General features: G+C 70.5%; 20 protein-coding genes. 10 read left to right on the plus strand and 10 right to left on the minus strand.

What is annotated here, in order from left to right:
• Positions 1 to 79 precede the first annotated feature (79 nt).
• The 4 genes from ACH4T9_RS26870 to ACH4T9_RS26885 form a co-directional block, all read right to left on the minus strand.
• Positions 80 to 1,606 carry a flotillin family protein gene (locus tag ACH4T9_RS26870; RefSeq protein WP_396671860.1) on the minus strand — a complete coding sequence of 509 codons (1,527 nt, stop codon included), beginning with the start codon at positions 1,604 to 1,606 and terminating at the stop codon, positions 80 to 82.
• A 54-nt stretch (positions 1,607 to 1,660) separates the two neighbouring features.
• On the minus strand, positions 1,661 to 2,173 hold the full coding sequence (locus ACH4T9_RS26875) for an NfeD family protein (protein WP_396671861.1): 513 nt from the start codon (positions 2,171 to 2,173) through the stop codon (positions 1,661 to 1,663).
• 135 nt (positions 2,174 to 2,308) lie between these two features.
• Entirely contained in the window at positions 2,309 to 3,409 is a 1,101-nt protein-coding gene (locus ACH4T9_RS26880) for a TolB family protein (protein WP_396671862.1), read from the minus strand.
• Positions 3,406 to 3,927, minus strand: coding sequence for a SigE family RNA polymerase sigma factor (locus tag ACH4T9_RS26885; RefSeq protein ID WP_396671863.1), 522 nt, complete (start codon positions 3,925 to 3,927; stop codon positions 3,406 to 3,408). The genes ACH4T9_RS26880 and ACH4T9_RS26885 overlap by 4 nt, the downstream gene beginning before the upstream one ends.
• Positions 3,928 to 4,027: 100 nt before the next feature.
• Between ACH4T9_RS26885 and ACH4T9_RS26890 the strand changes: the two genes are divergently transcribed.
• Entirely contained in the window at positions 4,028 to 4,507 is a 480-nt protein-coding gene (locus ACH4T9_RS26890) for a methylated-DNA--[protein]-cysteine S-methyltransferase (RefSeq protein ID WP_396671864.1), read from the plus strand.
• 22 nt (positions 4,508 to 4,529) lie between these two features.
• Here ACH4T9_RS26890 and ACH4T9_RS26895 read toward each other — a convergent pair whose 3' ends face one another.
• The 3 genes from ACH4T9_RS26895 to ACH4T9_RS26905 form a co-directional block, all read right to left on the minus strand.
• Positions 4,530 to 5,060, minus strand: a complete 531-nt coding sequence (locus tag ACH4T9_RS26895) for a hypothetical protein (RefSeq protein WP_396671865.1) — start codon at positions 5,058 to 5,060, stop codon at positions 4,530 to 4,532.
• A 110-nt stretch (positions 5,061 to 5,170) separates the two neighbouring features.
• Positions 5,171 to 6,250: an inositol-3-phosphate synthase gene (locus tag ACH4T9_RS26900; RefSeq protein WP_396671866.1), complete on the minus strand. Its 1,080-nt coding sequence runs from the start codon at positions 6,248 to 6,250 to the stop codon at positions 5,171 to 5,173.
• 23 nt (positions 6,251 to 6,273) lie between these two features.
• The gene (locus ACH4T9_RS26905) at positions 6,274 to 6,912 is read right to left on the minus strand and encodes a PadR family transcriptional regulator (RefSeq protein WP_387022351.1); all 639 of its coding nucleotides are present in this window, start codon (positions 6,910 to 6,912) and stop codon (positions 6,274 to 6,276) included.
• 175 nt (positions 6,913 to 7,087) lie between these two features.
• On the opposite strand from ACH4T9_RS26905, the gene ACH4T9_RS26910 reads away from it, so the two are divergent.
• From ACH4T9_RS26910 to ACH4T9_RS26920, 3 genes are all read left to right on the plus strand, one after another.
• Positions 7,088 to 7,552, plus strand: coding sequence for a DUF5318 domain-containing protein (locus ACH4T9_RS26910; RefSeq protein WP_396671867.1), 465 nt, complete (start codon positions 7,088 to 7,090; stop codon positions 7,550 to 7,552).
• 191 nt (positions 7,553 to 7,743) lie between these two features.
• Positions 7,744 to 10,632 (plus strand): transglycosylase domain-containing protein, encoded by a 2,889-nt coding sequence (locus ACH4T9_RS26915; protein ID WP_396671868.1) that lies wholly within the window; start codon positions 7,744 to 7,746, stop codon positions 10,630 to 10,632.
• A gap of 130 nt (positions 10,633 to 10,762) precedes the next feature.
• On the plus strand, positions 10,763 to 12,271 hold the full coding sequence (locus ACH4T9_RS26920; protein WP_396671869.1) for a glycosyltransferase family 87 protein: 1,509 nt from the start codon (positions 10,763 to 10,765) through the stop codon (positions 12,269 to 12,271).
• A gap of 25 nt (positions 12,272 to 12,296) precedes the next feature.
• Here ACH4T9_RS26920 and ACH4T9_RS26925 read toward each other — a convergent pair whose 3' ends face one another.
• Positions 12,297 to 13,259 (minus strand): zinc-dependent alcohol dehydrogenase family protein, encoded by a 963-nt coding sequence (locus ACH4T9_RS26925; protein WP_396671870.1) that lies wholly within the window; start codon positions 13,257 to 13,259, stop codon positions 12,297 to 12,299.
• A gap of 95 nt (positions 13,260 to 13,354) precedes the next feature.
• Between ACH4T9_RS26925 and ACH4T9_RS26930 the strand changes: the two genes are divergently transcribed.
• Entirely contained in the window at positions 13,355 to 13,924 is a 570-nt protein-coding gene (locus ACH4T9_RS26930; RefSeq protein WP_396671871.1) for a TetR/AcrR family transcriptional regulator, read from the plus strand.
• Between the two features lie 70 nt (positions 13,925 to 13,994).
• On the opposite strand, the gene ACH4T9_RS26935 is transcribed toward ACH4T9_RS26930, so the two are convergent.
• On the minus strand, positions 13,995 to 16,208 hold the full coding sequence (locus ACH4T9_RS26935) for a hypothetical protein (protein ID WP_396671872.1): 2,214 nt from the start codon (positions 16,206 to 16,208) through the stop codon (positions 13,995 to 13,997).
• Positions 16,205 to 16,996 carry a deoxyribonuclease IV gene (locus ACH4T9_RS26940; protein WP_396671873.1) on the minus strand — a complete coding sequence of 264 codons (792 nt, stop codon included), beginning with the start codon at positions 16,994 to 16,996 and terminating at the stop codon, positions 16,205 to 16,207. Before ACH4T9_RS26940 ends, ACH4T9_RS26935 begins: the two co-directional genes overlap by 4 nt.
• Positions 16,997 to 17,721: 725 nt before the next feature.
• Here ACH4T9_RS26940 and rpsF point away from each other — a divergent pair.
• The 5 genes from rpsF to ACH4T9_RS26965 all read left to right on the plus strand — a co-directional run bounded on the left by rpsF (position 17,722) and on the right by ACH4T9_RS26965 (position 24,021).
• Positions 17,722 to 18,012 (plus strand): 30S ribosomal protein S6, encoded by a 291-nt coding sequence (gene rpsF, locus ACH4T9_RS26945; protein ID WP_120683045.1) that lies wholly within the window; start codon positions 17,722 to 17,724, stop codon positions 18,010 to 18,012.
• A gap of 92 nt (positions 18,013 to 18,104) precedes the next feature.
• A complete protein-coding gene (locus ACH4T9_RS26950) occupies positions 18,105 to 18,650 on the plus strand; it encodes a single-stranded DNA-binding protein (protein WP_396671874.1) in 546 nt (181 codons plus the stop codon).
• 41 nt (positions 18,651 to 18,691) lie between these two features.
• On the plus strand, positions 18,692 to 18,931 hold the full coding sequence (rpsR, locus tag ACH4T9_RS26955; protein WP_007073789.1) for a 30S ribosomal protein S18: 240 nt from the start codon (positions 18,692 to 18,694) through the stop codon (positions 18,929 to 18,931).
• A gap of 14 nt (positions 18,932 to 18,945) precedes the next feature.
• On the plus strand, positions 18,946 to 19,392 hold the full coding sequence (gene rplI / locus ACH4T9_RS26960) for a 50S ribosomal protein L9 (protein WP_387022373.1): 447 nt from the start codon (positions 18,946 to 18,948) through the stop codon (positions 19,390 to 19,392).
• A gap of 729 nt (positions 19,393 to 20,121) precedes the next feature.
• Positions 20,122 to 24,021, plus strand: coding sequence for a replicative DNA helicase (locus ACH4T9_RS26965; protein ID WP_396672073.1), 3,900 nt, complete (start codon positions 20,122 to 20,124; stop codon positions 24,019 to 24,021).
• The last annotated feature ends 51 nt before the right edge of the window (positions 24,022 to 24,072 follow it).

A 24,072-nucleotide genomic window follows, 5' to 3' on the forward strand; every position in this document is an offset into this window, starting at 1 on the left:
GGCGGGCGCCGGCCTTTCTCCCATGCCCCGCAGACGAGGCCGGCCGGACCCGCAAGGGTCCGGCCGGCCTCGGCGTGACTCAGCGGTCGCCGGTGCTCCCGTCCACAGCGGCCCGGCCGCCGTGGTCGGCCGCCGCAGTGGCGTTCTGCCCTCCGCCCAGCTTGGCGAGCAGGCCGGCCAGGTCGATGCCGGTCAGGTCGGTGCCGAGCTGGAGCCCCTGCGCCACGTTGCTCGCCACCGACTTCGTCAGCGAGGACGCCCCGTCGGTGGAGATCACCGTCAGCTTGTCGATCGCGCCGATCGGCGCACTGGCCGCCTCGACCACCTGCGGCAGCACCCGGACCAGCAGGTCCAGCACCGCCGCCTCGCCGTACGCGGCGAACGCCTCGGCCTTGCGGGCCATCGCGTCGGCCTCGGCCTGCCCCCTGGCCAGGATGGCCGCGGCCTCGGCCTGTCCCTCCCGCTCGACCGCCTCGGCGATCGCGGAGCGCCGGCGCTGCTCGGCCTCGCCCTCCTTGGCGCCCTCGATCGCGTTCGCCTCGGCCAGGGCGGCCCGACGCGCCCGCTCGCCCTCACCGGTGAGCCGGGACTGCTCGGCGACGGCCTGCGCGGCGGCGATGGTGGCCTGCCGCTGGGCGTCGGCGTTCAGCACGGCCGCGTTACGGGCCGCCTCGGCCTCCTGCTCCACCTTGTACCGGGCGGCGTCGGCCGGCTTGCGCACCTCGGTGTCGAGCTGGCGCTGCTTCAGCTCGGCGTTGCGCTCGGCCACCTTCTGCTGCTCGGAGAGGATCGCCTGGTCCCGCTCGGCCTGGGCGAGCGGGCCGGCCGCCGCCGACTTCGCCTTCGCGGCGTCGATCTCGGCCTGGATGGCGGCCTGCTTCAGCGACAGGTTCCGGTTCGCCTCGGCGATGGCCTCCTCGGCCAGCAGCCGCTCCTGCTCGGCCTGCTGCCGGGCCCGGGCCTCGGCGATCGAGGCGTCCTTGAGCACCCGGGCCGCCTCCGGGCGTCCCAGGTCCTGCAGGTACGACCCCTCGGCCACGATGTCCTGGAGCTGGAAGGTGTCCAGCACCAGGCCCTGGTTGGTCATCGAGTGCTCGGCCTCCTCGGCCACCGCGCTGGCGAACGCCGCCCGGTCCCGGATGACCTCCTCGACGGTGAGCCGGCCGACGATCGAGCGCAGCGCGCCGGCCAGCACCTCGCGGGTGAAGTTGTCGATCTCGCCCTGCTGGTGCAGGAAACGCTGGGCGGCGGCGCGGATCGCGTCCTCGGTGCCGCCGACCTTGACGATGGCGACGCCGTGCAGGTCGGCCCGGATGCCCTGCTTGCTCACCGCGCCCTTGATGCCGACGTCGATGCGACGGCTGGACAGGTCCAGCGACTGGATCTTCTGCACCACCGGCAGGACGAAGACCGACGCGCCGAGGACGACCTTCTGCCCGGAGTTGTCGGTGGACCGGCCGCCGTCGGCGGTGTGCGTGGTCCGGCCCCTGCGGCCGGTGACGATGAACGCCTCGTTGGGCCCGGCGACCTTGATCCGGGAGAGCACGAAGAGGAGGAGGAAGACGACGAGGAGAACCACGCCGCCGATGGCGATGAGAAGGGGCATGCGACTTCCGCTCCGAGGGGGTGAAGGGGGTTTGGTGGGTCCCTGCGGCAGGGCTCAGTAGGTTTCGACGTACACGCTGGTCTCGCTCAGGGCCTCCACCACGAAGACCCGGGCGCCGACCGGGATCGGCTCGTCGGCGCGGGCGTTGAGCTTCACCGGCTGGCCGGCGACGCGGACCCGGACCTCGCCGTACCCGTCGACCGGCACCGGGGTCACCACCAGGCCGAGCGCGCCGACCAGGTCGTTGCGGGTCGGGGTGGGGTCGGTCCGCATGGTACGGGCCGCCCGGCTGAGCCGGACCGCGACCCAGGCCGTGGGCACCGCCGCCAGCGCGCCGCCGGCCACCGCCGCCGTGATCATCCCGGGGGTACGCCCGCCGAGCAGCTCGTTGACGATCGCGGCGCCGAAGCCGAACGCGCCGGTGAAGCCGGCGACCGCCTCGACGGACACCGGCCCGTCGACGTCGGGATGGCCGAACTGGAACAGCTCCGCGCCGAGCAGGGCCAGCGCCAGCACGGCGACGCCCGCCCCGCCGATGATCAGGAAGATGAGCGTCCCCGAGGCCATGAGCTGCACGGTAGCGCCGCCGCGCAAGGTCACCCGGCGGCCGTGGCCCACGCCCGGCGGAGGCGGTGGGGCAGGTCGCGTCAGGTGGAGGCCACGGGGCAGGGGCGCACCGGCGGAGGCGGGGCCGGTGCACGCTCAGCGCGGGGTGGCGGAGAGTTCCAGGGTGGCCACCTCGCGCGGCACGGGCTGCCGGGCCAGCTCCCGTCCGGTCGGATCGGCGAGCACGTAGTCCCGGTAGCCGTACGGATGTCGGTAGAGGAGACGGTCGTCGGAGACGAAGGCGGTGTCGGCCGTCGGCAGGGCCCGGATCACCCGGCCGGTGGCAGTCTCCACCAGCAGTGGTTCGGTCTGGCCCTGCACCACCACCAGCCGGCCGTCCGGCGACCAGGCCCACGGGCCGACCGGGTCGCCGGGCACGGCCACGAACCGGGTCGGCCGGCCGTCGTCGGCGGAGAAGAGCTGCACGCCCCGGCGGGGGTGCCGCGCCGACTCGGACCGGGGGGCGAACGCCTCGGTCTGCTGGAGCGCCAACTCCCGGCCGTCCCGGGTCCAGGTGAAGAAGCAGTGGTCGGTGCAGAAGTAGCGCACGGTGTCGACGGGGTAGCGACGGAACCCGCCGTCCGTGGAGAGGACGCCGATGAACCGTCCCCCGGTGTCCTTGTCGCTGATCGTCACCACCAGCCGCCGTCCGTCCGGCGACCACTGCGGCGCCCCGGCGCCCGGGCCGACGCGGATCCAGTCGGTCCGGCCCCGGGCCGTGTCGCCCAGTCCGATCTCCAGGGGCCGGTCGGCGTCGACGAGAGCGCTGAACGCGCCCCTCGGTGCCGGCCACACCCCGGCGTAGCCGGCGGCGCGCTGGTAGCGGTTCCGGCTCCGGTCCAGCACCCAACCGGTGCCGTCGAGCAGGGCGCTGCCGACCACCCAGCCTCCCGGCAGGACCAGCGGCGACGCCGTCCAGTCCCGACCCGGGGTCGGGAGCAGGTCCGGGCCGGGGGTTGCGCTGACGGTCGGCTCGGGCACCGCCGGCAGGACCGGCGGGCGATGCCGCAGCAGCACGAACGGCAGGATCACGGCGGCGACGGCGAGCACTGAGACGCTCACCACCATCGCCCGGCGGTGGGCCCGCACCCGCCGGCCGCGCCGCAGCGCACCGGCCGCCAGGTCCGGGACCGCACGGGCCTCGCCCGCGAGTTCGTGTACGGCGGCCCGCAGCGCCTCCTCGGCGGAGGAGTTCATCGGTTCACCTCCGGCCTGTCGGCGTGCTTGGCGAAGTCGGGCACCAACTGCCGGAGCTTGGCCAGCGCCCTGGACGCCTGGCTGGCCACCGTCCCGGTCCGGCAGCCGAGCAGGGCGGCGGTCTGCTCCACGCTCAGGTCCTCCAGGTACCGCAGGGTCAGCACCGCCCGCTGCCGGGGCGGCAGCGTCAGCAGTGCGTCCCGCAGCAGCATCCGAAGGTCGACGTCGTGCCCGCTGTCCCGCTCGGCCGGGGGCTCGGGCAGCACGTCGACCGGCACCTCGGGCCGCCGGGATCGGCGTCGCCAGCCGGAGACCTGGTCGTGGTACAGGATCTTCTTCACGTACGGCTCGGCGTCGCCCCGGATCCGCGGCCAGCGCGCGTACGCCTTGGCCAGCGCGTTCTGGAGCAGGTCCTCCGCGCCGTGCTGGCTGCCGGCCAGGGCGTACGCGAAGCGCAGCAGGGCCGCGCCCCGCTCGTTGACGAACGCGGTGAACTCCCCGTCGGTCACCTCAGTCACCGCCCACCTCCGATGGTCAAGACGCCCACCGGAGCCGGAATCTTGCCTCGTCGGGCGGCCTGATCGCGGCGAGGTCGGACCGGGAGGGAAGAATGGGGGTGTGCGCTGGACCGTCCTCGACTCGCCGATCGGCGAGTTCTCCGTGGCCACCGACGACACCGGGGTGTGCGGCGCGAACTTCGGGCGGGTGGCGGCGGCGGCCGAGACGCCCGGCGACGAGTTGTCCGGGCGGGCCGTGGCGGAGTTGCGGGCGTACTTCGCCGGCGAGCTGACCGAGTTCACGGTGCCGGTGTCGGTGCGCCGGGGCTCCGAGTTCGAGCGGGCGGTGTGGCGGGAGATGACCCGCATCCCGTACGGGGAGACGATGACGTACGGGGCGGTGGCCAAGGCCGTGGGGGACCAGGGCGCGGCGCGGGCCGTCGGGGTGGCCTGCAACCGCAATCCGATCCCGGTGATCGTGCCCTGCCACCGGATCGTCGGCGCGGGGGCGAAGCTGGTCGGCTTCGGCGGCGGCCTGCCCCGCAAGGTGACGCTGCTGGAGTTGGAGGCCCGGGTCGCCCTGCAACGCGCCTGGTCGTGACCGGCGGGTCGGCGGGGGCGACTCAGCCCGTGACGAGGATCGCGACGCCCAGGCAGATCAGCGTCAGCACCGCGATCCCGCCCCCCGCGATCCCCGCGACCAGCCCGATCTTCGTGCTCCGGTCCATGGCCCGCCTCCACCCCGACGGGACGAGCACAGAGTCGACGAACGAGGTCAGCTCGCGAGAGTCGAACCGGTAGCCGCGCACCAGGCTGCCGTCGTCGTGCCGGCCGACGACCGCGCCGCGCCGGAAGTTGATCTGGGTGCCCTTGAAGACGCTCGCGCTCAGGGAGGCGCCGATCACCCGCCCGTCGATGCCGAACCGGTAGCTCAGCCTCCGGTTCTCCTGCTGCCGGGTGTAGATCCGGCTCGTGTCGTCGAACCGCAGCACGACGGCGTGCTCGATGGTGAGCCCGCTGCGGTGGAACAGGGTGTGCCAGCGCATGTCGGCCACGGCCAGCCCGACCCGCGCGCCGCCCGGGACGGGGGTCACCGCGTACGGGGTGTCGCGGGCCCGTTGCACGAGTTGGGCGACGATCTGCGAGGAATCCACGGTCTGCTCCTTACTGCCGCGCCGGAGGAGGAAGGGCGGTGGCCGGCGCGAAACGCGAGGGCCGGGTCCCGACGGACCCGGCCCTCGCGGTGGTGCTGGTGGTCAGCGGGTCAGCGCTCGACCTCGCCCTCGATGAAGGACTCGACGGCGGCGTGCGCGTCGTGGTCGGAGTACTGCACCGGCGGGGACTTCATGAAGTACGACGAGGCCGACAGGATCGGGCCGCCGATCTTCCGGTCCAGGGCGATCTTCGCGGCCCGGACGGCGTCGATGATGACGCCGGCCGAGTTCGGCGAGTCCCACACCTCGAGCTTGAGCTCGGCGTTGAGCGGGGTGTCACCGAAGGAGCGGCCCTCCAGACGGATGTACGCCCACTTGCGGTCGTCGAGCCACGGCACGTGGTCCGACGGGCCGATGTGCACGTCGCTCTTCTGCATCTCGTGCGGGATCTGCGAGGTGACCGACTGGGTCTTCGAGATCTTCTTCGAGACCAGCCGCTTGCGCTCCAGCATGTTCATGAAGTCCATGTTGCCGCCGAAGTTGAGCTGGTACGTGCGCAGCAGCTCGACGCCGCGGTCCTCGAAGAGCTTCGCCAGGGCGCGGTGCACGATGGTGGCGCCGACCTGGCTCTTGATGTCGTCGCCGACGATCGGCAGGCCCGCGTCGGTGAACTTCTGCGCCCACGCGGGGTCGGAGGCGATGAAGACCGGCAGGGCGTTGACGAACGCGCAGCCGGCGTCGATCGCGGCCTGGGCATAGAACTTGGCGGCCTGCTCGGAACCGACCGGCAGGTAGCAGACGACGACATCGACCTGCGCGTCGCGCAGCGTCTGCGTCACGTCGACCGGAGCGGCGTCCGACTCCTCGACGATCTCGCGGTAGTACTGGCCCAGACCGTCGAAGGTCGGACCGCGCTGCACGCTGACGCCGGTCGGCGGCACGTCGCAGAGCTTGATGGTGTTGTTCTCGCTGGCGACGATCGCCTCCGCGAGGTCCATGCCCACCTTCTTGGCGTCCACGTCGAACGCCGCGACGAACTCCACGTCCGAGACGTGGTAGTCGCCGAAGGTGACGTGCATGAGACCCGGGACGCGGTCGTTCGGGTCGGCGTTGCGGTAGTACTCCACGCCCTGCACGAGGGACGAGGCGCAGTTTCCCACACCGACGATGGCGACGCGGACGGAGCCCATAGCGTCTGCCTCCTTCTTCTTCATCACGGCCGCTCTTTCCTGGACTCTCCAGGCGGAGGCGGGCTGTCGTTATCTCGTCGGCCGCCAACCGTCCCGGCTCGCGGGACCGTCGGGGCACGGCCGGAGCGCTCATTGGCGATGAGCTCCTCCAGCCAGCGGACCTCGCGCTCACAGGCGTCGAGACCGTGGCGTTGCAGTTCCAGGGTGTACGCGTCGAGGCGCTCGGCCGCCCGGCCCAGCACGTCGCGAAGACCCTCGCGACGCTCCTCGATCTTTCGGCGGCGACCCTCCAGGATGCGGAGTCGGGTCGCCTGGTCAGTGCGGGCGAAGAACGCGAAGTGCACTCCGAAGCCCGTGTCGTCGTACGTCTCGGGACCGGCCTGCCCGATGAGCTGGGCGAAGCGTTCCTTGCCCTCGGCAGTGATCTTGTAGACCACCCGACCTCGCCGGCTGGTCAGCGCGGGAACCTCCTCGGCGGTCGCGGGGGTCTCGGCGGCTTCGGTGATCCATCCCGCCGCCTGCAACCTGCGTAGCGTCGGGTAGAGCGAGCCGTAGCTGATCGCCGCCCGGATCGCGCCCAACTTGGCCGCGAGCTCCTTGCGGAGTTCGTAGCCGTGCATCGGGGACTCCTGGAGGAGGCCGAGGATGGCGAGCTCGAGCACGGGCCACCCCTTCTTACCCCTGATGCGTGGGCGTAACCACCGCGATGTATCGGACCGATACATCGCACGTTAGCGGCTCACCCAGGATCAGGGCAAACCTTTCGAAGCGAGTTCCCGGGGTAACGGAATGTGACGGTGGTCGCCTCGTCGGGCCCGACCGCGTACCCTTCTCCGCATGCGTACGCAGCGCCAGGTGGTCGACTACTCGCTCCGGAAGCGGGCGGTGCTGCGCGAACTCCTCGCCGGCCGGGTCGGCACGTACGACGTCTGCGACGCCTCCCCGTACCTGAAGAACGCCGCCCGGTTCCACGGGGAACCGACCGAAAACCGCTGCCCGATCTGCCGCAGCGAGAACCTCACCCACGTTCACTACATTTACGGGGACGAGCTCAAGCAGTCCGCCGGGCAGGCGCGTACTCTGACCGAGTTGCCCGTCCTGGCGATGACGCTGCGTGAGTTCCAGGTCTTCGTGGTGGAGGTGTGCCTCGGCTGCGACTGGAACCACCTCGTCGAGCAGTACCTGCTCGGCCGGGACGGGCTGGCCGGTGACACGGAGGCCGGGGCGGAGCAGGGCGCGGTGGGCGGCTCGGCCGCGGGTGCCGGTCCGGCCGTTCGGCGGAGGCGAGAGGCGCAACGGTGAGTCCAGCTGGTTCGGTTGACCCGGTGTGGAGAAGACGGGACGACCGACAGCCCTTTGGCCTGATTGGCCCGATTGATCCTGAAGAAACGCCCCCGACCCGACACGCTCGGGCGGGGACGTCGCGTGTTTCAGCTCACGGCAACCCGGTGGCGGCGCGATCGCGTCCCACCGCGACCGGCAGGGTGTGAGGAATGAACTCGTACGGCGATCCCAGCTCCTCGCGCGGGCGGGCCCAGATCCCGGGCGCCAACGGCGACCCGGGCACGGCCGACGCGCACGGCCGCGGCGGCGACGCCCGCGGCAACGGCTGGTCACCAGAGGGTACGGCACAGGGCGGCCGTGCCTCGGTCGCGCCCCGGGGCACCGGTGGCCGCGCCTCGGTGGGCGGCTCGGCGTCCGTGCCGCCGCCGCGCGGCGGCGTCGCCGGCTCCGCCTCGGTGGGGTCCGCCTCGGTCGGGCGCGCGGGCGCGGGCCGGGCCTCGGTGCCGGCCCCCGGCGCCCCGGCGGCCGGGCGGGCCGGCGCGGGTCGCGCCTCGGTGCCCGTCTCCCCGGCGCCCGGCGGCGCCCCGGCCGGGCGGGCCTCGGTCGGGGTCGGCTCCGCCGGTCGGGCGAGCGTCGGGTCCGCGGCGGTGGGCGGGCCCGCCGGCCGGGCGACCGTCGGCCGGGCCGGGGTGGCCCCGGTGTCCGGCGGCGGTGCGGGCGGGCCGGGAGGCCCCGGCGGACCCACCGGTCCGGGTCGTGGCGGTCGTGGCGGCCGCGGCGCGGGCGACCCGAACGCGATCGCGCGGGCGAAGAAGCGTCGCCGGATCAACATGCTGATCGCCAGCTTCGCGATCTTCATCATGCTGGCCGGCATCGGCGTCGTCGGCTTCACGTACTACTCCACCACGGTCGTGCTGCCCGAGCAGTTGCCGCTGCCGCTGTCCACCACGGTGTACGCCAAGGACAACAAGACGGTCCTGGCCACGCTCGGCGACCAGAACCGGCAGCTCGTCAAGATCGCCGACATCCCGCAGCACATGCAGGACGCGGTGGCCGCGGCGGAGGACCAGAGCTTCTACGAGCACTCCGGCGTGGACTACAAGGGCATCGCCCGGGCCGCGTGGAACAACCTCACCAACGGCGACAAGCAGGGCGCCTCGACCATCACCCAGCAGTACGCCCGCAACGCCTACGCGAGCCTGAAGGACGACACGTACGCCCGGAAGGTCAAGGAGGCGATCCTCGCCTCCAAGCTGAGCGACGAGTACACCAAGGCCGAGATCATGGAGCACTACCTGAACGTGATCTACTTCGGGCGCGGCGCGTACGGCATCGAGGCGGCGTCGCAGACCTACTTCGGGAAACATACCAAGGAGCTCACCGTGGCCCAGGCCGCGGTGCTCGCCGCGCTGATCAAGCAGCCGGTCGCCAGTGAGACTCACAAGGGCTACGACCCGGCGGTCAACCCGGACGACGCGCGGTCGCGGTGGACGTACGTGCTCGACGGCATGGCCGCCAAGGGCTGGATCAACGCCCCGAACAAGCCACAACGACCGACCGACGCGCAGTACCCGAAGATACTCAGCCCGAAGGCCGCCGGCTCGGCCGCGTTCGGCGTGAAGACCTCCCGCGGCAACGTGATCAACTACGTCCGCGAGGAGATGGAGCAGTGGGGCATCTGCTCCAACTCAGGGGCGGCCGGCAAGATCAGCTGCGGAGACGCGCTGCGTGAGGACGGCTACCGGATCCAGACCACGATCGACCCGAAGCTCCAGGGCGCGGCGGAGAACACCGCGATGCGGGCCAAGAAGAACTCCGAGCTGGCCGGCCAGCCGAAGAACCTGATGGCGGCGGTGGTCTCGATCGAGCCGAAGACCGGCCGGGTGCTCGCCTACTACGGCGGCGACAGCGGCGCGGACTTCGACTACGCCGGCAAGAACACCGACTCCTCCGGCAACCTGACCGGTGGCCACGCCCCGGGTTCGTCGTTCAAGGTCTACACGCTGGCCGCCGCGATCAACGCCAACATCTCCGTGAAGTCGCACTGGGACGCCACCCCGTTCAAGCCGAAGGGCTTCAAGAACGAGGTGCAGAACGCGGGCCGGGGCGCCGGCGTCTGTAAGACGTGGTGCACCCTGGAGGAGTCGACGATCAAGTCGTACAACGTGCCGTTCTTCCACGTCACCGAGGAAATTGGCCCGGCCAAGGTGGTGGAAATGGCCCGCGCGGCCGGCATAACCACCATGTGGACCACCTCCGACAACCCGCCGAAGCCGGTCGACCTGACCAAGAAAAAGCCCGAGGATGTCGCCCCCGCGCCCTTTTACCACGTGATCGGCTACGGCCAGTACCCGGTGACCGTCCTCGACCACGCCAACGGCCTGGCCACCCTCGCGAACGCCGGCATGTACAACAAGGCCCACTTCGTGATGAAGGTCGAGAAGCAGAACGTGGACACCGGCGAGTGGGAGCTGGTCAAGGGGGAGAAGCTCAATCCCCAGCCGCGGATCCGCGCGGACGTGGCCAAGGAGGTCACCAGCGTCCTCAAGCAGATCCCCGGTGCCAACAGCCGGTCGCTGGAGAACGGCCGGGAGGCGGCGGGCAAGACCGGCACCTGGGAGTACGACAGCAAGGACAATGCCCACGCCTGGATGGTCGGCTACACCCCACAGCTCGCCACCGCGGTCTGGGTCGGCAGCAAGGACCCGAAGAAGCCGCAGATCAGGGACAAGAACGGCGAGGACATCGGCGGCTCCAAGCTCCCCGGCGCCATCTGGCAGCGGTACATGAACGCCGCGCTCGACGGCAAGAACAAGGAGAGCCTGCCCTCGGTCACCGGGATGGGCAACCCGGACGCCGGCAACGGCACCGAGCCGCCCCCGCCGACCCCGCCGACCCAGCCGGGGCAGCCGAACTGCGACCCACTGAACATCCTGTGCCCGCCGACCCCCGGTAACCCCGGAACGCCGGGCAACCCCGGAACCCCGGGCAACCCCGGAACGCCGGGTAACCCCGGAACCCCGGGCAACCCCCGGCCGGGCGGCGGCGGCAACGGTGGCGGGCTGTTGCCCACCGTCGCGCCCCGCATCCGCGAGTGAGCGGACCGGGCTGAGCATCCCCGCCGCCGGCGGCCGGACACCACGTCCGGCCGCCGGCGGCGTTTCGCGTACCGGAATGTTCGCGCCTGGGTGGGACGCGGAGGCCACCGATACGGGATGATTCCTGTCCATGAGCACCCAGTCGACGACAGACATCGACGACGCCGGGGCCAGCGACCACCCGTCCCGGTCGGACGGGTTCGTCCGCGGCGCCTCGGAGTTGATCGGCGGCCCACTGGGCGACCACGCGGTCGCGCTGGACCGGCCCGCCGGCCGCGAGAGCCGGTTCTGGACGGCCACCCGGATCGTGCTGGCCCTGGCCTGCCTGACCCTCGCGCTGCACTGGGTGCAGAAGTCCCCCTGCCAGGACGGTGCCTGGCAGAACAACGTGCAGTACACCCGCATGTGCTACACCGACGTGCTGGCGCTCTACTACGCCGAGGGGCTCAACGAGGGCAAGGTGCCCTACCAGGACCACCCCGTCGAGTACCCGGTGCTGACCGGGTACTTCATGGGCGCGCTCGGGCTACCGGTGCACGCGCTCGGCGTCGACAACCCTGAGATCAACCAGGGGCAGTGGTTCTACAACCTCAACGTCCTGGTGCTCGGCGCGCTCGCGGTGGCCACCGTCGCGGTCATCCTCAACCTGCGCCGCCGACGACCGTGGGACGCCGCCCTCTTCGCGCTCGCCCCCGCCCTGTTCCTCACCGCCACCGTCAACTGGGACCTGCTCGCCGTCGGGCTGGCCGCGTTCGGGCTGTTCGCCTGGGCCCGCCGCCGCCCGGCGGTGGCCGGGGTGCTGCTCGGCCTGGCCGGGGCGGCCAAGATGTGGCCGCTGTTCGTCCTCGGGCCGATCCTGGTGCTCGCCCTGCGCTCGAACCGGCTCCGTGCCGGCCTCACCGCCGTCGGCACGGCGTTGGTGGCCCTGGTCGTGGTCAACCTCCCGGTGGCGCTGCCCTACCGGGACAACTGGGGCCGCTTCTTCGAGCTGAACACCACCCGGCCCATCGACTGGGGCACTCTGTGGTACATCGGGCGCTACCTCGACGGCAAGGTCAACACCGGCGGCCCCGGCTCGATGGGGCCGTTCGAGTGGCTGAATGCCAACATCCCCACCCTGAACTGGCTCTCATATGCCCTCTTCGGACTGGCCTGCCTCGGGGTGGCCGCGCTGGCGCTGCTGGCACCGCGTCGACCCCGGCTGGCCCAGCTCGCCTTCCTGGTCGTCGCCGCGTTCCTGATCTTCAGCAAGGTCTGGTCGCAGCAGTTCGTGCTCTGGCTGCTGCCGTTGGTCGTCCTCGCCCGGCCGAAGTGGGGCGCGTTCATCGCCTGGCAGGTCGCCGAGATCGGCTACTTCGTCGCCTTCTACGGGGAACTGCTCGGCACGGCGACCAGCCGCCCGGTGTTCCCCGAGGGGGTCTTCGTGCTGGCCTCCGCGTTGCGGTTGGGCACCGTCGTGCTGCTCTGCGTGCTGGTCGTCAAGGAGATCATGGACCCGGGGCGGGACGCCGTGCGGGCCACCTACGCCGACGACCCGGACGGCGGCGTGCTCGACGGCGCACCGGACGCGCCGTGGTACGACCGCTGGCGCCAGCGACCGTCGGACGTCCCCGCCGAGCCAGCCGCCGCGACTGGCTGAACCGTCAGCTGTTGCGGCCAGGTGACTATGGGGTCAGTACGATCCTGCCGAAGACTTCGCCGGCGTCCATCTTCTGGTGCGCCAGCACGGCGTGCTCCAGCGGCAGCACCTCGTGTACCACCGTCTGGAGCTCGCCACGAGCCGCGGCAGCGAACTGCTCCATCCGTACGGCACGTCGAGCAGGCTCCGCTACCGTCGCGCCGCTGAAGGTGGCGAAGGACATCGACTTCTGGAACGCGGCCATCAACCTCGTGCCGAAGTCTGCCGGCGGTTGGCCACCGACTGCGCCGACGACCACGAGTCGACCATTAGGGTTCAGTCTGTCGATGAACGAAGGCATGTGTTCACCCGCTATGACGTCGATGATGACGTCGTAGCCCGGGAGATCGTCCGTCCCTCCTTCTCCGGAGCGGTCCAGCACGTGGGTCGCACCGAGGTCGCGCAGTCGACGGCCACGCTCGGGGGAGGAGGTGGTGACTGCCACGGCGCTGGCGCCACCGTGAGCCGCGAGCTGGACCGTCATGATCCCGATGCTGCCGGCCGCGCCGCGTACCAGCACGGACTCGCCCGCGGAGAATTGAGCGTGGGAGAGACCGAAGTGGGCCACGACCCCGGAGCTCCCGAGCGTCACGGCGTGGACAGCGGAAAGGCTCGCGGGGAGGGGCAATACCTCCCCGATCGGCGCAATTGCCTGCTCGACATAGCCGCCGCCGGTACCGGTGAACGCCCACACGCGCTGCCCGACCCATGCGGGGTCGACGCCATCGCCCACCGCGGTCACCGTCCCCGCCACCTCGCCGCCTGGGACATGACCCTCCCGGAAGCCGTAGGCAGCGAGAGCACCGCTTCGGATCACGACGTCGACGCCTCCGACACCAATCGCCTCAGTGGCGATCAACACCTGCCCCTGAGCGGGAGCCGGTCCAGGGATGTCGATGACAGAAAGCCCCTCGGGGCCGCCGAACTTCTTGATCGCGACTGCCTTCACCGTTGTCCCTCCTCGTGAACAAGCCGCCGTTGGGCGCGCCCTCTGGTTGCTGGGACGCTAGCGGACGCCGGCGTCCGTTTAGCTAAAGTGGGAGAGTGGTCGACCGTTCGCCTCAGACGCTGCGTTCTGACGCGCTGGACAACCGCGAGCGCATTCTCGACGCGGCTCGGGCGCTGTTCGCCGCCGAAGGCCTGGATGTGCCGATGCGCGAGATCGCCCGGCGCGCCGGGGTCGGCCCGGCCACCCTGTATCGCCGCTTCCCCACCAAGCAGGCGCTGGCCGCTGAGGCCTTCACCGAGCAGATGTACGCGTGCCACGCCATTGTCGAGGAAGGGCTCGCCGACCCGGATCCGTGGCAAGGCTTCTGCCTCGTGATCGAGAAGCTCTGCGGGCTGCACGCACGAAACCAGGGCTTCACCACGGCGTTCATCTCGGCCTTCCCCCACGCCATGGATCTCGCCGCAGGACGCGAACACGCGCTCACATCGCTCGCCGAGCTCGCACGCCGTGCCAAGGACACCGGCTACCTGCGGCCCGATTTTGTCCTGGACGACCTCATCCTCATGCTGGGGGCCAACCGCGGCCTGCACGCCACATCGACCAACGACCGGGTTGTCGCCTCCCGCCGCTTCGCCGCGTTCGCGATTCGGGCGTTTCGCGCTTGAGCGGCACTCACCGGAAGGGCGCCCGTCAACCGGTCCGGCGCCGGCCTAGGTACCCGCTCCCACATTCTGACTACCCGAGGCGGAAGACCACCGCGCCCTCGATCTCCTCACGGGTGATGCCCAGGGCGTCGACGGGGGTGTCGATCGTCGTCTCCCACGGCGTGCCCGCGATCCGGTCGCGCAGCACCACCACGTTGCGGACACCCAGGTCGCGCAGGTAGGTGACGCTCGCCTGGTCCGGGAAGCTCTCGGTGACCTGCCGGATCTCGGCCTGCCGAACGGGGGTGAAGCCGCTGCCGCCGTTGACCATGTCCTGGAACCTGCTGGTCGACCACAGCATCACCGGCTGGTCGAGGTTCTGGCTGCTCGGCAGCACCAGCATCGGGCCGTCCACCGACCGCATCGCGGCGGGCTGGGCCGGCACCACCGGATGCGGCGTGCTGTTCAGCCCTTCGGCGACCACCAGCAGCAGCGGCAGCACCGTGGCCAGCCGCAGCCACGGACCCGGCCACGGCGGGACCCGCTCGGCGGCCCACTCCCGCACCCGGACGGCGAAGGCGCTGACCGCGCCCGCGGCGAGCAGCCCGAGCAGCAGCGTCGTCCACAACATCATCCGTCCGGGCGTGCGCAGGCCGTTCCAGCCGGGCAGATACTCGAACAGCAACCCGTAGGTGAAGGTGCCGCCGAAGAACCGGGTGCCCATCGCCAGCACCATCGTCACCACCACCCCGGCGAGCAGCAGCAGCCGGTGCCGCAGCCGCCACACAGAGAAGAACAGCCCGCCCGCGGCGAGCGCGTACAGCACGAAGCCCGGCAGCAGGGTCATCTCCGGGTGCCAGGGCAGGACCGACCGCGCGCCCTCGTGCAGGCCGCCCCACACCCGGGACTCCGCTGGGGCGGTGAAGAAGCCCGAGAACGGCGGCGAGTAGACGCCGATGTCGGCGAGCGTCCGCGCCGCGTTCGGGTGCAGCTCGGCGACCTTGAAGAAGGGAACGGCCAGCAGCCCGCCCACCCCGGCGAAGAGCAGCGCGCCGACCACGTCGGCGACGAGCAGCCGGACCCCGAACGGCCGGGGGTTCGACCGCCGCCGGACGAACCACGTCACGGCGGCGACGAGCGTCGCCCCCGCCAGCGCGTACGCGAACGGCAGCCCGATGCCGAAGCCCAGGCTGAGCTGCCAGGCGGCCACCAGCCAGCCGGCGTACGCCCACCCGGCGTGCCGCCGCTCGGGGCGGTAGCCGTGGCGCAGCGACCAGCCGTGCCCCCGGGCCAGCATGGCCAGCGCCAGCGGGATGCCACCGTTGGACACGATGTGCAGGTGACCCGCCTGGGCGAGCAGCCAGGGGGCGTACGTGTAGCTCACCCCGGCCACCGCCGCGCCCGCCCGACCCGCGCCGAGCTGCCGGGCCAGCGCGTACGCCCCGAGCGTGGCCAGCGCGTGGGCCAGCACGAACATGATGTTGTACCGCAGCAGGGCGGCCTCGGGGCCGGTACCGATCATGCCGGCCGGTGCGTAGCCGAGCAGGGTGTCGGAGAACGCGAAGCTCCACGGGTCCGGGAAGAACGTGTTGGACTGCCACAGCTGTGCCGGGTCGGTCAGCAGGACGTGGCCCGACCAGGCCATCTGCCAGGCCTGGAGGCTCGGGTCCCAGTAGTCCTGAGGAAGCGTGTAGAGGGGGTAGCGCAGCGTCGGCCAGGTGAGCGCGACGGCCAGGGCCAGCGAGGCGAGCACGGCCAGGGTCCACTCGTGGACCAGGAACCGGCCGACCGCCCGCAGGACGCGCCCCACCCGCCCGGGCACCCGCTCCGGAGCGGGTGCGAACGCCTCCCACCGGTCCGGCTTCGCACCGTCGCCGTCCTTCGCGGTGCCGCCGTCCTTCGCGGTGCCGCCGTCCTTGTCCGCCTTCTTCTTGTCCGAGGCCTTTGCCGTTCCGGCGTCCTTGTCCGCCGTAATCTTCTTGTCGGCACCCTTCTCCGTGTCGCCGCCCTTGGTGTCGTCCGTGTCCGCGGACTTGGTGACGGCGTCATCCTGACCGACGTTGTCCTTCGCGATGCCGGCCTTCGCGTTGTCGTCCCCCGCTGCGGGCTCGGCGTGCTGCCCCGCGTCGGCCGTCTTCCGGCCGGCGTCGGCCCGGTCGCTGCCGGCTGCCTGCCCGTCGTCGGTCGCCCCGCCGTCCCCGGTGCCCTTCGTGGCGGTGTCCGGGTTCTTCACGGCGGCACCGTCCACCAGCGGACTCCCGCCGGTCGTGTCCTCGTCGGTGGCGCCGACCCGCTCGGTCGTCATGCCGCCGTGCTTCCCGCGCCGAGCCGGTCGCGCAGGAACGCGATGTCGGTGCCCTGCCCGTCCACCCCGCCCGGGGTCTCCACGATCACCGGTGCGTCCGCCGCCCGGATCACCGCCACCAACAACTCCGGGTCGATCCTGCCGCCGCCAAGGTTGTCGTGCCGGTCCCGGCCCGAGTCGAACGCGTCCTTGGAGTTGTTGGCGTGGACCAGGTCGATCCGTCCGGTGATCGCCTTGACCCGGTCGACCAGGTCCAGCAACTCCTCACCCCCGGCGTGGGCGTGGCAGGTGTCCAGGCAGAAGCCCACCTCGTACTCGCCGACGGCGTCCCAGAGCCGGGCCAGCGCGTCGAGACGACGGGCGCAGGCGTTGTCGCCGCCGGCCGTGTTCTCGATCAGCACCGGCAGGGCGAAGCCGCCGTTCTCGGCCGCGTACGCGAAGGTCTTGCGCCAGTTGTCGAAGCCGACCGCCAGGTCGTCGCCCGCGTTGACGTGCCCGCCGTGCACGATCAGGCCCTTCGCGCCGATCCCCGCAGCCGCGGTGGCGTGGCTGAGCAGCAGCTTCCGGCTCGGGATGCGGATCCGGTTGTTCAGCGTCGCGACGTTGATGACGTAGGGGGCGTGGACGTAGAGGTCGACGTCGGCGGCCCGCAGCCGGTCGGCGTCCTCCCGCGGTTGCGGGGCCTTCCAGCCCTGTGGGTCGGAGAGGAAGAACTGCACGGCCTCGGCGGCCCGGGCGGCCGCCTCCGACAGCGGGTCGGCGGAATCGACGTGGGCTCCGATACGCATGGAGGCGAGCCTACGTCGCGGCACCGACGCGCGGGGTGACGGTGCGCCCGGGTGGCGGCATCCGTTGCGGCGCCGCCGGGGACGGCGCCGGTGGGCGGGGCGTCACCCGGGGCGGGGGTGGTCGTTGGTCCGGTTGGGATCGACGGTCGACTTTCCCGCATGAGCGATTCTCCGGGGCGCGGGTCACGGGGCGGTTTGGGACCGGCCGGCCGGAGCGGGATCCGACGCGTGGGGCGGTCCGGCGGCGCCGGTGCCACTCAGCACGGTGCCACCCGGCCCGGGGCGAGCTGCGGGATTCCGGGTAAAAGCTCAAATCCGCCCCACAGGGGACGATTGCCATTGTACTGTCAGATAACAACACGATGAAGCTCCGCGGGGCGTCGCGATCCAACCTCATCGGTGTGGTCGTTCCTCCCCAGGTCCCACCCAAGGAATGCGGACGGGACGCCCCGCGGCCTCGTGACGGGGGCCCGGTCCGACGCCAGCGTCGGACCGGGCCCCCGTCCTGTGCGGCCCTCCGGGCCGCCGGATCCGTCGCCCGGTCGACCGTGCCGCCGGCGGCACGCCGGGAGTGGCCGACCTGCCCGGGCATGATCGTTCGGACCGGGTATTCTGGTCCGGTTGTCCGCGCCCGGCCGGGTTCCCCCGGCCCCGGAGCGGGCAGACGCACGACCTCCTGCCGCGGAAGGACCGTGGCCGCTTAGCCCACAGGAGGTGAGCACGTCTTGCGTCATTACGAAATCATGGTGATCCTCGACTCCAGCCTCGAGGAACGCACCGTCGCCCCGTCGCTCGACACGTACCTGAACGTGATCCGGACCGCGGGTGGCTCGGTGGAGAAGACCGACGTGTGGGGCCGTAGGCGCCTCGCGTACGAGATCAACAAGAAGGCCGAGGGCATCTACGCCGTCATCGACCTGCAGGCGACGCCTGCGGCGGTGGCCGAGCTGGACCGTCAGCTGCGGCTCAACGAGTCCGTGCTGCGCACCAAGGTCATCCGTCCGGAGATGCGCTAACTAACAGCGTCCAGTCCGGTTCACCCGGTTCACCCGGATCAGCTTCATCGACGCTGTCGTAGGGCTCTGAGAGTCTGTACGGCGAACGATGAGTGCGCGAGGAGATGGTCATGGCAGGAGACACCACCATCACGGTCATCGGCAATCTGACCGATGACCCTGAGTTGCGATTCACCCCCTCGGGGGCCGCGGTCGCCAAGTTCCGGGTCGCTTCGACGCCCCGGTTCATGGACAAGGCGTCCGGCGAATGGAAGGACGGCGAGCCGTTGTTCCTCGCGTGCACGGTCTGGCGTCAGGCCGCCGAGCACGTCGCCGAGTCGTTGCAGCGCGGCGCCCGGGTGATCGTGTCGGGCCGGCTGCGTCAGCGGTCCTACGAGACCCGCGAGGGTGAGAAGCGCACCGTCATCGAGCTTGAGGTCGACGAGATCGGCCCGTCGCTGCGCTACGCCACGGCGAAGGTGCAGAAGATGTCGCGCTCCAGTGGCGGCGGTGGCGGTGGCTTCGGCGGTGGCGGTGGCGGTGGCGGTGCCCAGGGCGGCGGCGGAGGCAACTTCGACGACCCTTGGGCCTCGGCCGCACCAGCTCCCTCGCGCGCTGGTTCGGGTGGCGGCAATTTTGATGAGGAGCCCCCGTTCTAATGGCGCCGAGCGCCCGCGATCGCAAACCAGGAGCACGGTCAATGGCTAAGGCTGCGGCCCTTCGCAAGCCAAAGAAGAAGGTGAACCCGCTAGACAAGGACGGGATCACCTATATCGATTACAAGGACACCGCGCTGCTGCGCAAGTTCATCTCCGACCGCGGCAAGATCCGCGCTCGACGGGTGACCGGCGTGACCTCGCAGCAGCAGCGGCAGATCGCCCGCGCGGTCAAGAACGCCCGCGAGATGGCGCTCCTGCCGTACACGGCCACGGCTCGCTGAGAGGAGGCACCGACATGAAGATCATCCTGACTCAGGAGGTGTCCGGCCTCGGTGCCCCGGGCGACATCGTCGAGGTGAAGAACGGCTACGGCCGTAACTACCTGCTGCCGCAGGGCTTCGCGATCGTCTGGACCAAGGGTGCGGAGAAGCAGGTCACGGTCATCAAGCGGGCCCGCTCGGCCCGGGAGATCCGTGACCTCGACCACGCCAACGAGGTCAAGGCCCGGCTCAACAGCCTGAAGGTCAACCTGAAGGCCCGCGCCGGCGACGGCGGGCGGCTCTTCGGTTCGGTCACCCCGGCCGAGATCGTCGACGCCGTCAAGGCGGCCGGCGGCCCGACCCTCGACCGTCGGCGGCTGGAGCTGCCCAGCCACATCAAGTCGCTGGGTGCGTACCCGGTCAGCATCAAGCTGCACCCCGAGGTGACCGCCAAGTTCGACCTGAACGTCGTCCAGGGCTGACACCGAAGCACCACGCGCAGGGCCCGCACCGGTACGCCGGTGCGGGCCCTGCGCCGTTGGTACGGCCCGGCCAGCCAGTCCCGTTGACCGGTGACGGCGCTGGTCAGCACCGTCGAGAGCCCACCCTCGGCCACCGTCGCCCACGGTCGCCGACCACCGGCGGGCCGTGGGTGCCGACTGCCTACGCACCGCCGACCGGTTCGCCCCGGGACGACTCCGCCCTGGCTCGAAAGGGCCCGGCAGGGCACGGCGCGACCGTTGCGGGAGGCCGTACGGGGCGAGGATCGGCGAAACTGACCGGGAATTTTTTATCCACAGGGTGTGGGTAGAGATTTCCCAGGTCAGAGCGTTGCTTGGAAGAATTCCCCAGCGGTTGTCCACAGGCTGTGCACACCCTGCGCACATGTTGTCCACCGGCGTCCACAGGTTGTCCCAAGGCTCGTCCACCGGCTTGGTTGAGTCGCTGACCTCGGGTTCCGTATGGTTGCCTCTCGACCGACGGTGCGATGACCCCCGATCGACCCGACCGGTCCGATCGGAAGTCGCCGTGCCCGGCGGCGGACCGGTAGTCGAACCGAGGCAGCGGAGGGGGGACCCGTGTCGGTCGCCGACGACATGCGGACGCAGCCACGAGGCGGTGGCCAGCCGCCAGCCCCTTCCCAGCGGGAGGGCCAGTTCGAGAAGACCCCGCCCCAGGACGTCGCCGCAGAGCAGTGCGTTCTCGGCGGCATGCTGCTGTCCAAGGACGCCATCGCCGACGTCGTCGAGATCCTGAAGTCCCACGACTTCTACCGGCCGGTGCACGCCACCGTCTTCGACGCCATCCTCGACATCTACGGACGGGGTGAGCCCGCCGACCCGATCACCGTCGCCGCCGCCCTGGCCGACTCCGGCGACCTGGCCCGAATCGGCGGGGCCCCGTACCTGCACACGATGATCGCGAGCGTGCCGACCGCCGCGAACGCCGCCTACTACGCCCGGATCGTCGGGGAGCGGGCGGTGCTCCGCCGGCTGGTCGAGGCCGGAACGAAGATCGTGCAGCTCGGGTACGGCACCGGCAACAACGGCAGCCGGGACGTGGACGACATCGTCGACCTCGCCCAGCAGGCCGTCTACGACATCACCGAGCGCCGGGTCAACGAGGACTTCGCCGTCCTGGCCGACATGCTCCAGCCGACGCTCGACGAGATCGAGGCGGTCGGCGCCCAGGGCGGCATGATGACCGGCGTGCCGACCGGCTTCACCGACCTGGACCGGCTGCTCAACGGTCTGCACGCCGGGCAGCTCATCATCGTGGCGGGGCGGCCCGGCCTCGGCAAGGCACTCGCCCTCGACACCCCGCTGCCCACGCCCAACGGCTGGGCGACGATGGGCGAAGTTAAGGCCGGCGACCAACTTATCGGTGCTGACGGGTGCCCGACGACGGTCACCCACGCATTTGATGTGATGGAGGGTCGACCCTGCTACGAAGTCGAGTTCTCCGACGGCAGTGTGATCGTTGCGGATGCCGAGCACCTGTGGAAGACGACTACACGCGCTTCCCGGCGTGCCGGCGCGGTTCGCCGGAAGGTCGCTTGGTCCCCCTCTGCGGTGGAGCGGCTGCGACGGGTGGCGTCTGAGGCATCCGAGGATGTCAGCGTTGCTGAACTGGCGTCGGTGATCGGCGACGAGTTCGTCCACACCGCCCGCCGCGTCGTGCGAGACCTCCCGTACCAATTTGCTCCGCTGGCGCAGGGGCGGCGCGGGGACCCACGTGCCCGTGTCTACCCGGCCCGCGCCGTCTACAGGCGCCTTCTGGATCGCGTAAGCGCCTGGCAGGATACGGTTGACGCCGCCCGGTACTCCGATGTCGTTACGACCGAAGAGATCCGAGCAACGCTGCGAACCGCCACCGCCGACCGCAGGTTGAACCACGCGGTACGAAACGCCGAAGCACTGCAACTGCCGGAGGCGGACCTGCCGGTGCCCCCGTACACGCTGGGCGCCTGGCTTGGTGACGGACACAGCGCCGGTAGCCGGCTCACCACCGTTGACCCGGATATCCTGCGGCGGATCGAGGCGGACGGCTTCGAGACGAAAAAGTCAGCGACAGAGCCGACGCTGTACTCACTCCGGCCTCCGGAATGCCCCATGTGTGGCCGTGGCCGCAGGGGCTGCGTCCTCTGCGCCAGTTCTCCGTCGTCGCTGACGCAGTCGCTGCGGGCAATCGGCGTGCTCGGTAACAAGCATGTGCCGCAGTCGTACCTGCGGGCATCGCAGACGCAGCGCCGGGCGCTGCTCGCGGGCCTGCTCGACACCGACGGCACCATCACCAACGCTGGCACTGTTCAGCTCACTACAACCTCGGCGAGGCTTGCCGAGGGTGCCTACGAACTGGTCGTCAGTCTCGGGTATCGCTGTTCAATCAGCCGCAAGGTGGTGAAGGGTCGCAGGCCGGAAACCTCCATCGCGTACAACCTCAACTTCACGACCACTGACGAGGTGTTCCACCTGCCTCGGAAGCAGGAGACTCATCGCCTACGCAGGCGCAGCGAGAGTACCGTTCGGACTGACAGCCGGTTCATTGTCGATGTGCGGCCGGTGCCGAGCGTCCCGGTCCGCTGCGTGACGGTGGACAACCCGGACCACCTCTACCTGGCCGGCCGGTCCATGATCCCGACGCACAACAGCACCGCTAGCATGGACTTTGCCCGTCATGCGGCTATCCGGGCCAACCAGGCTGCGGCGATCTTCTCGCTGGAGATGAGCAAGGTCGAGATCGTCATGCGACTGCTCTCGGCCGAGGCCCGCGTCCCGCTGCACGTGCTGCGCAGCGGCCAGCTCTCCGACGACGACTGGACCAAGCTGGCCCGGTGTATGGGTGAGATCAGCGAGGCCCCGCTCTTCGTCGACGACACGCCGAGCATGAACCTGATGGAGATCCGGGCCAAGGCGCGCCGGCTCAAGCAGAAGCACGACCTGAAGATGATCGTGGTCGACTATCTCCAGCTGATGACCTCGCCGAAGCGCACCGAGAGCCGGCAGCAGGAGGTCGCGGACCTGTCCCGTGGCCTCAAGCTGCTCGCCAAGGAGGTCGAGTGCCCGGTGATCGCGGTGAGCCAGCTCAACCGTGGCCCTGAGCAGCGCACCGACAAGCGACCCCAGCTGTCCGATCTCCGTGAATCCGGCTGCCTCACCGCCGAGACCAGGCTCCTCCGCGCGGACAACAACGCAGAGGTGACGCTGGGTGAACTCCTCGCCGGTGAGGTAAAGGAAGTTCCTGTCTGGGCGCTCGACGACAACCTTCGCTACGCCCCCCGCACCATGACCCACGTCTTTCCGAGTGGCACTCGCGAGGTGTTCCGGATGACACTGGCGTCGGGAAAGCAGATCGAGGCCACGGCCAACCACCCCTTCCTGACCTTTGCTGGCTGGGTGCCGCTGAGAGAGTTGGCCGCCGGGGCGCGTATCGCGACGCCGAGGCACATCCCGCCGCCGCTCGCCACCAGGCACTGGCCCGAGGAAGAGGTGGTCCTGCTGGCCCATCTGCTCGGTGACGGCTCGTTCGTCCGGCGACAACCGATTCGGTACGCCAGTTGCGACGAACAGAATTTGCAGGCCGTTGCGGATGCGGCGAAGCACTTCGGCATCTCCGCCGTCCGGGACGACTACGCCGCTGCCCGGGTGACCACCCTGCGCCTGCCTGCTCCTCATCGACTGGCCAGGGGCCGCCGGAATCCGGTGGCCGAATGGTTGGACGGTCTCGGGCTGTTCGGCCACAGGTCTCACGAGAAGTTCGTGCCGCAGACGGTTTTCGGCCTGCCCAAAGAGCAGATCACCACCTTCCTCCGCCATCTGTGGGCGACCGACGGATCCGTCTTCCTCAACAAGTCCGGCCGCAGTGGCAGGATTTACTTCTCCTCGACCAGCCGACGGATGTTGGAGGACATCTCCCGACTTCTACTCCGGTACGGCATAACCGCCCGTCTCAAGGCTGTACCTGTCGCGCGGCACCGGCCTCAGTACACGCTCGACATTTCAGGCAGGGACGACCAGCTTCGTTTTCTCCGTGAGATCGGGGTGCACGGCGAGCGGGCGGCCAACTGCGCGGCGCTGCTGGGCGCGCTGGAGGAGCGGGAGAGTAATACCAACGTTGACACCGTGCCCACGGAAGTGTGGTCGGAGGTCCGTAGGATCCTCGTCGACCAGGGCATGAGCCATCGGGAGTTCGCCAAGGCGATCGGAACCCAGTTCTGCGGCAGCACCCTGTGGAAACACGCACCCAGCAGATCCAGGCTGGCGAAGATTGCGGCGGTCCTCGACTCAGTGGACCTTGAGCTGCACGCCACCAACGACATCTTCTGGGACGAAATCGTCTCAATTGAGTCGATCGGTGAGCTTGACGTGTACGACGCGACCGTCCTCGGCACGCACAACTTCGTCGCCAACGGCATTGCCACCCACAACTCCATCGAGCAGGATGCGGACGTGGTAATCCTTCTACACCGAGATGACTACTACGACAAGGAGTCGCCACGTGCGGGCGAGGCGGACTTTATTGTTGCCAAACACAGAAATGGTCCGACCGACTCCATCACCGTGGCCGCGCAACTCCACCTCTCCCGCTTCGTGGACATGGCGATCGGCTGACCGCCCAGGGGGCGATCCCGGGACCGGCTGGCAACATCACTGGCCGGCCCC

It is taken from the genome of Micromonospora sp. NPDC020750 (assembly GCF_044334565.1).
Taxonomy (GTDB): domain Bacteria; phylum Actinomycetota; class Actinomycetes; order Mycobacteriales; family Micromonosporaceae; genus Micromonospora.

Excerpts from the sequence above, each read along its gene's own strand:
- ACH4T9_RS26935 (WP_396671872.1), bottom strand. The coding sequence starts at position 16,208 with ATGACGACCGAGCGGGTCGGCGCCACCGACGAGGACACGACCGGCGGG.
- ACH4T9_RS26870 (WP_396671860.1), bottom strand. The coding sequence starts at position 1,606 with ATGCCCCTTCTCATCGCCATCGGCGGCGTGGTTCTCCTCGTCGTCTTC.
- ACH4T9_RS26915 (WP_396671868.1), top strand. The coding sequence starts at position 7,744 with ATGAACTCGTACGGCGATCCCAGCTCCTCGCGCGGGCGGGCCCAGATC.
- ACH4T9_RS26965 (WP_396672073.1), top strand. The coding sequence starts at position 20,122 with ATGCTGCTGTCCAAGGACGCCATCGCCGACGTCGTCGAGATCCTGAAG.
- ACH4T9_RS26920 (WP_396671869.1), top strand. The coding sequence starts at position 10,763 with ATGAGCACCCAGTCGACGACAGACATCGACGACGCCGGGGCCAGCGAC.
- rplI (WP_387022373.1), top strand. The coding sequence starts at position 18,946 with ATGAAGATCATCCTGACTCAGGAGGTGTCCGGCCTCGGTGCCCCGGGC.
- rpsR (WP_007073789.1), top strand. The coding sequence starts at position 18,692 with ATGGCTAAGGCTGCGGCCCTTCGCAAGCCAAAGAAGAAGGTGAACCCG.
- ACH4T9_RS26875 (WP_396671861.1), bottom strand. The coding sequence starts at position 2,173 with ATGGCCTCGGGGACGCTCATCTTCCTGATCATCGGCGGGGCGGGCGTC.
- ACH4T9_RS26880 (WP_396671862.1), bottom strand. The coding sequence starts at position 3,409 with ATGAACTCCTCCGCCGAGGAGGCGCTGCGGGCCGCCGTACACGAACTC.
- ACH4T9_RS26910 (WP_396671867.1), top strand. The coding sequence starts at position 7,088 with ATGCGTACGCAGCGCCAGGTGGTCGACTACTCGCTCCGGAAGCGGGCG.
- ACH4T9_RS26940 (WP_396671873.1), bottom strand. The coding sequence starts at position 16,996 with ATGCGTATCGGAGCCCACGTCGATTCCGCCGACCCGCTGTCGGAGGCG.
- ACH4T9_RS26900 (WP_396671866.1), bottom strand. The coding sequence starts at position 6,250 with ATGGGCTCCGTCCGCGTCGCCATCGTCGGTGTGGGAAACTGCGCCTCG.